Source organism: Clostridium aciditolerans, from assembly GCF_016316925.1.
GTDB classification, from domain to species: domain Bacteria; phylum Bacillota; class Clostridia; order Clostridiales; family Clostridiaceae; genus Clostridium_AM; species Clostridium_AM aciditolerans.
This window is the reverse complement of sequence record NZ_JAEEGB010000006.1, coordinates 81,140-93,429: the sequence shown is the minus strand read 5'-3', so window position 1 is coordinate 93,429 and position 12,290 is coordinate 81,140. Positions and strand designations below refer to the sequence as shown.

The 12,290-nt window shown below is 30.0% G+C and carries 9 protein-coding genes; 4 read left to right on the top strand and 5 right to left on the bottom strand.

Going from position 1 to position 12,290, the window contains the following annotated elements:
- Positions 1–18 precede the first annotated feature (18 nt).
- The 5 genes from I6U51_RS06140 to I6U51_RS06120 all read right to left on the bottom strand — a co-directional run bounded on the left by I6U51_RS06140 (position 19) and on the right by I6U51_RS06120 (position 5,251).
- Positions 19–714 (bottom strand): response regulator transcription factor, encoded by a 696-nt coding sequence (locus tag I6U51_RS06140; protein ID WP_211141802.1) that lies wholly within the window; start codon positions 712–714, stop codon positions 19–21.
- 15 nt (positions 715–729) lie between these two features.
- Positions 730–2,166 (bottom strand): sensor histidine kinase, encoded by a 1,437-nt coding sequence (locus tag I6U51_RS06135; RefSeq protein ID WP_211141801.1) that lies wholly within the window; start codon positions 2,164–2,166, stop codon positions 730–732.
- A 74-nt stretch (positions 2,167–2,240) separates the two neighbouring features.
- Positions 2,241–2,993, bottom strand: coding sequence for an ABC transporter permease (locus tag I6U51_RS06130; protein WP_211141800.1), 753 nt, complete (start codon positions 2,991–2,993; stop codon positions 2,241–2,243).
- Positions 2,980–3,705: an ATP-binding cassette domain-containing protein gene (locus I6U51_RS06125; protein ID WP_211141799.1), complete on the bottom strand. Its 726-nt coding sequence runs from the start codon at positions 3,703–3,705 to the stop codon at positions 2,980–2,982. Before I6U51_RS06125 ends, I6U51_RS06130 begins: the two co-directional genes overlap by 14 nt.
- A gap of 304 nt (positions 3,706–4,009) precedes the next feature.
- Positions 4,010–5,251, bottom strand: a complete 1,242-nt coding sequence (locus tag I6U51_RS06120; protein WP_211141798.1) for a hypothetical protein — start codon at positions 5,249–5,251, stop codon at positions 4,010–4,012.
- Positions 5,252–5,852: 601 nt separating this feature from the next.
- On the opposite strand from I6U51_RS06120, the gene I6U51_RS06115 reads away from it, so the two are divergent.
- The 4 genes from I6U51_RS06115 to I6U51_RS06100 are packed head-to-tail and all read left to right on the top strand — an operon-like array spanning position 5,853 to position 12,272.
- Complete coding sequence (locus I6U51_RS06115) at positions 5,853–6,881, top strand: hypothetical protein (RefSeq protein ID WP_211141797.1); 1,029 nt, start codon at positions 5,853–5,855, stop codon at positions 6,879–6,881.
- A gap of 34 nt (positions 6,882–6,915) precedes the next feature.
- A complete protein-coding gene (locus I6U51_RS06110; RefSeq protein WP_211141796.1) occupies positions 6,916–8,094 on the top strand; it encodes a zinc ribbon domain-containing protein in 1,179 nt (392 codons plus the stop codon).
- Between the two features lie 7 nt (positions 8,095–8,101).
- Positions 8,102–10,774, top strand: a complete 2,673-nt coding sequence (locus I6U51_RS06105) for a GAP1-N2 domain-containing protein (protein WP_211141795.1) — start codon at positions 8,102–8,104, stop codon at positions 10,772–10,774.
- A gap of 31 nt (positions 10,775–10,805) precedes the next feature.
- Positions 10,806–12,272, top strand: coding sequence for a TRAFAC clade GTPase domain-containing protein (locus I6U51_RS06100; protein WP_246517119.1), 1,467 nt, complete (start codon positions 10,806–10,808; stop codon positions 12,270–12,272).
- Positions 12,273–12,290: the final 18 nt, after the last annotated feature.

Genomic DNA, 12,290 nt, shown 5'->3' with positions numbered 1-12,290 from the left:
TAGGCTTAGAGTATAAGATTATACCCTAAGCCTGTACCCAGCTCCCCATACAGTTTCAATATACTGTGGATCGGATGGAGAAGACTCTATTTTTTCTCTTACTCTTCCAATATGCACTGTAACAGTAGCAGTATCACCAAGAGCATCAAATCCCCAGATTTTTTCAAATAACTCTTCTCGGCTAAATACTCTATTAGGATTTTCAGCTAAATAAAGCAATAGGTCAAACTCTTTTTGAGCTAAATTTACCTCAGTACCGTTTATAAGAACTTGCCTTGAGTCTTTAATTATTTCTAGCCCTCTTATAGCTATAACATTATTTTTTGACTTTGGTGTAAATTTGCTTTTTATTCTTTCATAGTTTTGAATGTGAGATTTAACTCTGGCAACTAACTCACCAGGACTAAAAGGTTTTGTAATATAGTCATCAGCTCCAAGGCTTAAGCCTTTAATTTTATCGATTTCTTCTTTTTTGGCAGAGACTAATAAAACAGGAATATCTTTATCTTCTTGTATACTGCGTAAAATACTAAAGCCATCAATTTTAGGAAGCATAATATCAAGAATTATTAAGTCAAATTCCTTTTCTTTTATAGTATTTAGGCCTTGTACACCATCAGTACATACACTAACTTCAAAGCCTGAAAGCTCCAGATAATCCTTTTGAAGTTCAGCAATACTTAAGTCATCTTCAACTATTAAAATTCTTTTCATAATAACCTCTCTATTTTATGATATTTTTGCTAATGATATTACAATACTTGTACCCTCATTTTCACAGCTAACAGCCCATATTTTTCCTTTGTGGCCCTCTACAATTTCTTTTGCGATGGCAAGACCCAGCCCGCTGCCCTTTGTGCCGCTTCTTGCTAAGTCAGCTCTATAAAATCTATCAAATATTTTATTTATATCATTTTTATCAATCCCAGATCCATTATCCTTTATTTCAATAATAATGCTAGAATTTGTTTCCCTTAACATTATAGTAACTTGTCCATTTTCTTTGTTCATATATTTTCTAGAGTTATCAATAATATTTAATATAACTCTTCTCATTCTTTCTCTATCAATTATAAAATACTTTGCTTCCTTTAAGTCATTTTTCAAGTATATTTTTATATCAGATTTCTGAAGCTCAGGTGCGCTTTCTTCAATACAATAATCAAAGTACTCCGCAATATCTGTTTTCTCATAATTAAAGGGAATTTGGTTTAAATCTAGTTTAGAATATAAAAGTAAATCATCAATCATAATATCAATCTGTTCAGCTTTTGAATAAATAGTTTTTAAGTATTTTTCTGTTTTCTCAGGAGTATTTGCAACACCGTCTAAAATTCCCTCTACATATCCTTTTATAGAAGTTATAGGAGTTTTTAAATCATGAGATATGCTGGAAACCAACATCTTTCTATTATCATCGTACTTCATTTTCATACGAATAGAGTCCTTAAGTTGTATTCTCATTCCTTCGAAATCTGCACACAACTCTTTAATTTCTCTATCACCACTTTCTACGATTTCAAAGCTTAAATCACCTCTGCTAATTTCTGCAGTAGCTTTTTTTAGAAGTGATATAGGTTTTAATATTCTTTTTGAAAAAAGATATGACATAAATATATTTATAGCTACAAAAGAAGCGAAAAATATAGCGACAATGGTTATAATAAATTTCTCGAAAATATCCATTGATTTTTCCAATGGAGCTAATAATATAATATTTCCTGTAGAGCTGTCTTTAAAATTAAGTGAAGATGTTTCAACCATATAAGAGATATTATCAATTTTCACAGCTTTTTTTATAGAGTTAGTTTTTGCTTCGTCTAAGCACCGTTCTATATCAATTTTAGTAATATCCTTTGAAGCAAATATAATACTATTGTTCTTAATTATTATAACTTCTCCATTTATAGCTGAAAGCTTTTGGTATAAGTATTCTTGAAATCCGGCAGTTTCAATGCTTTCAGGATTTAACTTTGATACATCTTTTACTGCATTTATTAGCTCAAATTTTGTAGCTGCAAGTTTTTTGAAATTATCATAACTTATATTTGTACTAAAAACTTTTGAAGATACAAACATAAAGATGAAAATTGTTAAACATACAATAATAAATGGAACTACAACGGTTATAGTATTAAAAATAATTAGACGTTTTTTTATATCCATTTCTTCACCTTACATAATCTGTAGAATTTTTAACTTTATTATAAATATACGCATTTAAATACACTTAAAGCTTATTAAAACTCTTTTTTATCAAATAAATAATAACTTCCTGTAAATAGTAGTATAGCATAACTAAACATCATCATAAACTGACGTAAGATTTTTAAGAAGGAAACATTGCTCATAATCCATAGTTTATACCAATCTAGCATGCTTGTGAAAAACAAAGTAGAAAAGCTAGAAAAAATAATTCCAAGTGTTTTGAAAACAATAAAAATAAGAATAGATACAAAAAACACGCCTATCCCGCTTCTCAATATATTTGTAAGAAGTACAATAACTAGTGATAAAATTAGCATAGGGGTTAATGTTACAAAGTACGAAACTAATATTTTAATAATACCTTGTGCCGTAAAGGGGCTTGAATTAAAAATAAAACCTGCTAAGGTTGAAAAAATCATTACAAACAGAAGATTTACAAAAACAAATAGCATTATAGAAACAATCTTTGCTGTAAAAAATTTCAGTCTTGTAATTGGTCTTGTAAGTGCAATTTTCATAATGTTTTGAGAGAATTCTCCAGAAAAACTATCTATAGTAACAAGTGCAGTAAATAGGGGAAGAATTGTGTTAACAACCACAGAAAGCACAAGCAAAGGAAATTCCATACTAGAAACTCCACGGACTCCAAAACCGCTCCTTAAGCCAATAATAGATACTTGTCCTATTACTATGAAAATAAGTGACACTACTGCTGCCACTAAAACTTTTTTCTTTTTATATAATTTTTCAATCTCATTAATTAAAGCTGCTTTAAATTCTACCATTTCTTTCTACCTCGCTGATAAAATAATTTTCAAGAGAAGCATAGTTATTTAATATGTTTTTAGTAGTATCTACATTAAGCATCTTGCCATTATATAGAACTCCGATACGAGTACAAGTAAGCTCAACATCATGAATAAGATGGCTTGATATAAAAAATGTAGTTTTTTCTTTTTCTGCAAGCTCCTTTATAATATTTCTCATATCAATCATTCCTTCAACATCAAGACCATTTAAAGGTTCGTCTAAAATAACTACTTCAGGCCTAGATAAGAGTGCAGCAGCAATTCCTAGCCTTTGCTTCATTCCAAGAGAAAATTTTCTTGGTTTTTCATTTTTGTATTTTAAAAGACCTACAAGTTCTAAAACTTCTTCTATTCTTTTATTATCAACATTTTTATAATATCTTGAAAATTGTTTTAAATTTTCAAAAGCTGTTAAATAAGAATAAGATTCAGAAGTTTCTATAATGCACCCAACCTTTTTCATAGCTTGCTCAAATTCATCCAAAATACTATGTCCTAAAATTTTAACATCACCACTATCAGGCTTTATAAGGCCAGTCATAATTTTCATAGCAGTAGTTTTACCAGCTCCGTTAGGACCTAAAAATCCAAAAATATCGCCTCTATGTATATCAAGGTTAATATCTGTTATACCTCTTCCATTTTTATATATCTTAGAAAGTTCTTTAATTTCAATGACCTTTTCCACTTGCATACCTCCTAAATTAAAAATTTTGCGACACAAAATTTTTAAGAGGACAGTTGACAGAGGACAGAGGACAGTGAAGGTGAGTTTTCTTCCTTATGTCAGAAAACTAATTTATTTCTTGTGGATTCGTTTCGCTAAAGCGAAACATCATCGATTTAATTAAGCATAGCTTAATTAAACCTTATTTACCGAAGATAAAATTAAATTAAAGATTTTTCGTAGTGAAGCAGAGAAAAATCCTCCTTCACTGTCCTCTGTCAATTGTCCTCTGTCCTCTAAAAAATGTGACCCATTTTTTTATATATTAATTAAACACTCTACTATATTCACCGTCAGATATTAAGTTTCCATTCATATTTTCGTTTATATTAAAGTATACTTTTGCTGAATGAGGATTAATAGATAAATTTCCTTTAACATTAGCGCCTGAGGAAGTAGTAGCAGTGAAAGGAGCATTAAATTGATCTTTTTCAAATGTTGCACTAAATTTCAAGTCTTTTTTATTAGCTGCGTATTCTTCATAACCTTTAGCATACTCTTCATGGTAGCTTCCACTAACGCTCTTAGAATCTATTTTTTCAATGTCTACAATTCTTTCGCCTATTTTTTGGAACTTGTCATCTTTTTCTATTAAAATATCAGTTTTATATTTCCCAATGTATTTTGAAGGATTAGATAATTTATCATAATCTCTTTCTATGCTTTTTTCTACCTTCTTGCCAGATAAATCAGGTTTTTTTACAGTAGTTGAGTTAACTCCTGTAATTTTAACTAATAACTCAAAAGTTATATTATGTTCTTTACCGCTTTCATCTTTACCAGAAAGAATTCCAGTGCCAAGAACACTTTGCATTAATCCATCTTTACCTGTTACCATTTTTCCTTTAACTTCTTTTACAAATATATCTTTTGTAATTTTAGGCATGTTATTTTCATTATTAGGTCTATTCCCAAATGCACTCTTAGATTGAAGAGATACTACTGCATTAATTAGTGCTGGAATCTGTGCTTCACTTAAAGAACCAGATAATTCTTTGCTTCCATCTGGATTTTGAGTAACTACAACAGAATCTTTTAAATTACCTACAAGAGCGTCTGCTATTCTTTCAACATCTCCTGCTTCTTTCTGTTTAAAAGGATTCTCAAAGGATTTAACCTCTCGAGGGCTTGTATACTCACTTACATAATAAACATTTTGATCACTATTTTTGTTAATAAAACCATTTTTGTCGGAATAGTAATAGTTTTCTTTCTTAGTAGAACCCTCTACTCTTGTTGATACATTTTCCATAGCCTTTTTTGATGTATCATACTTATTAAGTGAGTTTTCGGAATAAACGAGAGTGCCATTATCCTTTACAACGAAAGACATATCTACAGTATAATTTGAAAGTTTAGTTGTACAACTTTCTGCCGTATACTTTAGAGAATCTTTAAGTTGGTCATAGCCGCTTTTAGACACTACTTCAGCCATAGCGGTAGTAGCAAACATTAGAGTACCTACAGCAAAACTTAAAATCATCGCTGTTTTCTTCTTAAATTTCATTTTTTACCATCTCCTTTTAGTTTTAAATTAATTTGCAATATGGAAGTCTTCCATAATTCTATTTTAAAGGGAGTGTCTCTATTTTCTATAAACTAATTATAAACAAAATATAAACTTTGTGCATGAAAAATGATTTACCTACTATAAAGTTTTATATCTATAAACAGAATTCTTGGCTTCAGGTGGAGTTTGTCTGCGACCACTGGGCAATTCTGCCCGTTAAATGCCATTTAGGCATTTAACCTCCATCTGAAGCTTAGAAGTCGTTATCCAGGGACATAGCCGCTCTTTACTCCCACTTGAATAAGATGGGAGTATTAGAGCGGGTAAGTCATCGGATAAACACCTAAAAGTTATCCCTGATATTTTGATTTTTGTTTAGTTCTTCATGCTCCTGTGATTATTTATTAATAAATACTAAATTCTTATATTTTACTGAACTTTTTGTAATGTCACTTTAAAAAACATATATGTGTGATAAAATATTTATAGTAGTAATAGTATACTAATTTATACTATATTTAAAGAAATTATTTTCTTTGTAAAGTTTTTACTAACAAATGTTAACAAAATAGGCAGATAAAGATGGGGGATATAAAGAATGATTGATGAAAAACAACAGGAACTTCAAGAGCTATCAGATGAAGTGGAAATAATACTTTCTGTAAAAGACAATATTTCCCATGAAGAAATAAACAATCTTGTAAATAAGTTTAATTTATTATCAGAATACGATGTAAGAAAAAAGATTGAAGAAATTACTGGTGATTCTATATACGTACAGAACTTTATAGATAAAACTAATGAAATTGTGAATAGTAATCAAGGTGATACACAAAATGATACTTCAGAGAAAATTGATTTACTTGAAGCATCCAATGTTTTTTTAGAAGATCAAGATACGATTAATACTGATGTTGTGGAAAGTAATATGATAGAAGATAAAATACAGGATGAAAATATAGGAAGCAGTGTATTTAGTGAAGGTAATATTCCAGAAGTTTCTTTTATAAAAGCTGATATCAAATATGGACAACTTTCATTAGAATGGGGATGGCCAGAAGGTATAAGCAAGGCTATTATATGTTACAGGATGGATAGATTTCCAATAGGGCCAACAGATGGCTGTGCTTCACAGTTTACGATTAAAAGGGAGTACGGTGATGAAAAAGGAGAGTATTTAATTCATAAGGCAGTAGAAGGAAACTACTATTTTTGTATATATATTTCTGTTGATTGTAACGGAAAAATACTATATTCTGAGGGACAAAGAAGACTTGTGATGAATAAAATACCTTCAGAAATACTCTATGAAATAAGACATAAAAAGAGTCTCCTTGGAAAACTTAAAGGGGCGGAAATAGTTTTATCTACTACAGATAAAGAAATAAATCTGCCACAACTTGAATTGGTTGGTAAGTTTGGCAATATGCCTCTTCAGAAATCAGATGGTAAAAGTATACTTAATATAGACTATCAAACTATTGCTATTGATAAACCTATAACTTTAAATTTGCCTATTGAAAATATAGGCAGAAACATGTATCTAAAGTTATTTTTCTTAGACGACAGTAATAGCAAGTTATACAGAATAATATCACCGGCAAAAGAAAAATTATATTTTAAATAGTTAATAGCTATTGTAGTTAAGGAGGAACAATGAAATGAAGCTTAATTTAAAGAAAAAAGATTATTATATATGTCCATATTGTTTTTCTAAACATGATTTAAATGATGTAAGTTTTATATGCAAGAATGATCCAGAAGGATGTGAAAATGCAAGAGAGGGTATTTTTCTCAGGTCTAAAAGAGGAGAGAGCAAAAAAGAAATGCCAGACTCTATTTTCTGCACTGAGTGCGGTGAAAAAACAAATGTAAAAATATGTTCTACATGTCATGAGGAGCTGCCTTACGCTATAGGACAATATGATAATTTAGTCTTTGCAGTAATAGGAGCAAAAGAGGCCGGCAAAAGTCATTACATTGCAGTTTTGATTGACAAAATAATGAATGAAATAGGTTCGGCTTTCAACTGCAGCCTCTCAGCGGTAAATGATGCAACAATAAAAAGATATAGAACTGATTTTTATGATCCTGTTTTTAAAAGAAATGAATTAATAAGAGTAACTCGTTCAGCTAAGACAGACTCATCTGTAAAGCAACCTCTTATTTATAATCTTACTTTTACGGAACAAGGAATGTTTGGCGGACTGTTTAAAGGTAAAAGGATAAGCAATGTTGTTACCATTGCCTTTTTTGATACTGCAGGTGAAGACTTAGACTCTGAAGATACAATGAAGGCCGTAAACAGATACATATATAACTCCTCTGGTATTATATTTTTGCTTGATCCGCTTCAATTAGAAAATGTGAGAGAAATGCTTCCAGCAGGAACACCACTGCCAGAACAAAACACCGAAATAGAAGACTTGCTTTCAAGAACGGCAAACCTTATTAGAAAAGCAAACAACGTAAAGGTAGATAAGCTTATTGATATACCTGTGGCCGTAGCTTTTTCAAAAATAGATGCAGTTGAATCTTTAGTAGATCCATCAAGTTGCATAAATTACTCAAGTAAACACATAAGCAAAGGAAGTTTTGATATTTCAGATTTTCAAGATATGAACGGAACCATGGAATCTTTAGTTAGAAGTTGGGGTGGAGAAAACTTTGCAAATCAATTAAATTCAAATTTTAAGAATCATGCTTATTTTGGAATAACTGCACTAGGCTGTAATCCAGAAAGCAGTAGGATTTCAAAATTGAGGCCTCATAGAATAGAAGATCCATTTTTATGGTTACTATATGAACATAAATTAATAAAGGCGGAAAAAAGGAAGTGATTCAGCTATGACAGTTCAACAGCTTTTTTACACCTCATGTAAGAAGGGACTGTCTTTCGGAATGGGATTTCAAACCTATTCTATGTCAAAGGGAATTACTGAAGAGGAGAGAAAAGAGATAGAAGGTTATTGTGTTTATATACCTCCAGACAATCTTCCAACACAACCTTCAGATAAAGAAATAGATGAGCTATTTCCGATAGCATTTTCGTCTTTTAGATTAAAGACGGGAAAATACTGCATTTCTTCTGCTAAATATGTAGGTAAAGATTACTCAGGTAGATATGGGAATTATTTTTGTCATGTACTTGTATCTGACAAGCCATGGCCCTTTTATCCTATAGAGCTTTATGGATCAATTACCTTTAGAACTGGGTTGACTCCTGAAGAAGAAAATATATCAGAAATACAGTATTTACCAGAACTGGAGGAAATACATTTAGGTAATTCTATTTGTTTCGATTCAATAGGTAATTTCTTGAAAAGGACAGATGTTGGGAAAAGGAGTAAAGATTTCATAGAATTAATGAAGTCAGCTATAGAACTTAATAAAACTGAGAAAAAGATAATATTTTGTGATTATAAAGGCAACACTGCATACTGGATTGGGGCAGTGCAAATGTCCTTACCTAGGAAATTAGCACAGCAATTTAGCTTTACTACCTATTGTTACAATCCCGATGATGCTTCTTATATGATTTGTGCTGCAGACAGAGAAGGAAGTAAGTTTAATTTTAGAGATATTCAAAAGTCTTATAAGTATAATGTTTTTGACTTTATTAATGGGCAAAGTTCAGATTTGACCTATAATAGTAGTTTTATAAAGAGAGCAGAAGTAGGATATACAGTTTCAAAGGAAACATTTTTACCTTTTATATGCTTTCTTGATCAATTTGAATATAATGTCCTAGATGAGAATATAGATAACTGCGTGTGTTTGTATAACATGGTAAATAGAGGAGTTGAAAAATCAACTATAGAAGATGTTAAAAGAGCGGTAAGTTTTGCGGTTAACTATAAATCTATTCAGGCTTATAGGCAACTTTTTCAGCAGCTTGATCATAATCTTGAAAAAATTAGCACGCAGGTAGATGTTGAATTAGCAGAGATGATAACAAAATTTTTATTTATGGTAGGAAGAGAAACTAATGGTAGTGAACATATAAGAAAAGCTTATGAGTTCTATTTTAATTCTATACATTACTTAGTCATGGATAATGAAGATATCAATGTGGAAGATATATTAAGTCTACATGAAAGAATGAGGAAAATAGAAGAAGTTACTCTTGGACAGTTTGTAAAATTATCTCTTCATAGGTCTAGGATAAAAGAGCTTCAAACTTACCTTGAAGGAGGTAAAATAAGACATGCTAAATTTTATTTTAGGTCTTTGATTAGTGACATTATGGCATTTAATGATAAATATAGTGATGGTGACGGAATAGATCTTTTCAATATAAAATCAGAAGATGCTAAAAACATAACTATATTTTTAAACAAATGCTTAAGCATACTTATAAAATCTCCGGAGGACATTTTAGACATTCTTCATACTTTAAAATATGAATATGAATATTTTCCAGAAATAATTATCAAGGCATATTCTATTAATAATTATTTGTATAAAGACAGCAGCATTGAGGAGACCTTAGTAGGATTTATTATAGAAGAAGGAAGAATTGATGAAGAGTGGAAAAAGAAGATATGTATATGTATAAGTCAGTTAACTAATGCAAATGACTTCTTATTTTCTATGTACAGTATCGAATTAAGAGATGAAAGTAATAAAAAAGAGTTTTTTATATCTTATTGTTATAAAGTCTTTAATTATTTTGAAAATTATAGAAAGAAAAAATTCTCAGATGCGCTTAGGTTGTATTTAAGTTTATGTGAAGATGGAGAACTCTCTTTAGAAGAGTATAAAGAAATTATAAGTTATATAGATAAAAAGTCCTTATGCCAATATATAGATAAAGATGTACTAAAAATATTTTTTATAGAGCTAGAAAATAAAATTAATGTAGAGAAGGTAGCTTTAGAAAGTTATACTATTAGAAAAATGTTTGAACTAAAGAGTGAATGTAGTATAAAAACACCTTGTAATATAATAGAACTAATTTATAGTATACAGAAGATTGAAGATAGTGATGCAGCATTTAAAATAAATCACTTAGAAAATCTTAAAGTTGACTTTCTAAATATAGATACTAAGAGCTATGAAAAGCTCTTAGAAAGTTTTCTTAATAATTTATGTGTATACCTTCAGAGTCCGTCTGAGCACGACAAAGTAAAGAAGGCTTTATTTTGCTCAGAATATGAAGAAATTTATTATAGTAAATACTTTGATGTATTAGATGATATTGTTCTTACTAAACAATATAAAGATACACTAAAATCTAATAACAGAGAAGGCTATCAAGTATTTATTGATTTCTTAATATTCCTATTTAAAAATGATATGAAGGTAAAGGAAGAAACAGAAGAATACTTAGAAAATAGAATTATAAATATACTAAAAGAAAGCTCTGAAAAAAAGTTGGAGGTTTATGATAATTATTTCAAAAGAAAAGTTAACGCTTATAAAAATAAGGTGGAAATTATAGAGAAGTGGTCAATAATTAAGGATAAAGCAAGAGAGAAAAAACAAAAAAGAAACCCTTTCAACCTTTTTAGAAAGTAGTGAATAGTTTTAAATCGAAGGGAGTGATCTTTTGGGAGGAATACTTGAAGCTATAGGAGCTATTTTTATAGTATTAGGATCAATAATAGCTATTATAGCTGGAGCCGTCATAGGAATAGGTGAAGGATTTTTTAAAACTGTAGATAGCTATTTTAGAGGTTTAAGATACAGCATTCATAAAGGAAATTCACTGAAGACCAAAAGAGAATTTTACGAACCAGCAAAGGAAAAATATTTTTTTTACAAGCAGTATGAGGATTTAAATAATACATATAAAAGTGCCACTTCTGTTAATAAGGGTAAAATTTTAGTTTTAAAGCAGCAGTTGATAAATGGATCATACTTTACCTTTGGTAGGATAAAAACTGCGCAATTTATCATATACATAATGGGGAATATTTTAAATGCAATTTGCTTTTTTATACATTTTTTGATAATTACAATTATAAGTATCCCTATTTATATAGTTTATTTCATAGTTATAGCCATGGAGAAAATAAAGTTTACAAGGGAAAGAATAGCAGGCCGTTGCCCTTACTGTCATATAAAGTTCGATATACCTTATTATATATGTCCAAGCTGTGAAAAAGTCCATAAAAGATTAGAAGCGGGACCATATGGAATTATGAAAAGAACTTGTGAATGTGGTGAGGTAATCCCTTCAACTAATTTTGCAGGTAGAGCTAAGCTTAGGGCTGTATGTCCTAGATGTTCTAAGAGTATTGAAAGCAAGGAAACATCACCGATATGTATACCTATAATAGGTGGAGTATCTGCTGGAAAAACTTCTTTTATGTACTCTGCATTAAACACTTTAATAAATGATCTTGCAAAAGCAAAAAAGTGGAATATAAGATTCTTGAATGAAAAAGAAGAATTAAAGATTAGAGAATGTCTAGATACATTAAATAAAGGGATTTTACCTAGAAAAACTATTAAGCAGGATACAGTACCTTATAGTGTTTTTATAAATTCAGATAAGTTTCGTAGTGAAAAACTCTTGTATATGTATGATATTGCAGGAGAGTATTTTGATATAAGAGCTTCTATTAGAAGGCACAACTATTATAAATATACTGATGGGCTGATTTTTATAATAGACCCTCTATCTATAGAAGGTGTGGTAAAGAGTATTTCAGAAAATCAAGAGTTTATAAAGAGTAGTCCTAGTAATACAAACGTAAATGATTTATTAGATCGCTTTATATTAGGATTGAGAGAAGTTAGAGAAATGAAACTTAATAAGCTTATTGATATACCTGTCGCAGTTATTGTAAATAAGATGGATGTGTTAGAGGGCCAAGAAAATATTATAGAGTTCCTTAAAGATTCAGGAGAAGAAAAATTAATACGAAAATTTGAACACAACTTTTCAAACTATCAGTTTTTTTCTTGTAGCGCTTTAGGGCATTCAAGTGTTGGAGAAACCTATAAGTCACAGGGAATATTTGAACCTGTAGAGTGGATTTTAGGGCAGATAAATCAAGATATGAAGTAGAAAATTGAAGAAGTGTAT

Excerpts from the sequence above, each read along its gene's own strand:
- I6U51_RS06105 (WP_211141795.1), top strand. The coding sequence starts at position 8,102 with ATGACAGTTCAACAGCTTTTTTACACCTCATGTAAGAAGGGACTGTCT.
- I6U51_RS06120 (WP_211141798.1), bottom strand. The coding sequence starts at position 5,251 with ATGAAATTTAAGAAGAAAACAGCGATGATTTTAAGTTTTGCTGTAGGT.
- I6U51_RS06115 (WP_211141797.1), top strand. The coding sequence starts at position 5,853 with ATGATTGATGAAAAACAACAGGAACTTCAAGAGCTATCAGATGAAGTG.
- I6U51_RS06130 (WP_211141800.1), bottom strand. The coding sequence starts at position 2,993 with ATGGTAGAATTTAAAGCAGCTTTAATTAATGAGATTGAAAAATTATAT.
- I6U51_RS06135 (WP_211141801.1), bottom strand. The coding sequence starts at position 2,166 with ATGGATATAAAAAAACGTCTAATTATTTTTAATACTATAACCGTTGTA.
- I6U51_RS06140 (WP_211141802.1), bottom strand. The coding sequence starts at position 714 with ATGAAAAGAATTTTAATAGTTGAAGATGACTTAAGTATTGCTGAACTT.
- I6U51_RS06110 (WP_211141796.1), top strand. The coding sequence starts at position 6,916 with ATGAAGCTTAATTTAAAGAAAAAAGATTATTATATATGTCCATATTGT.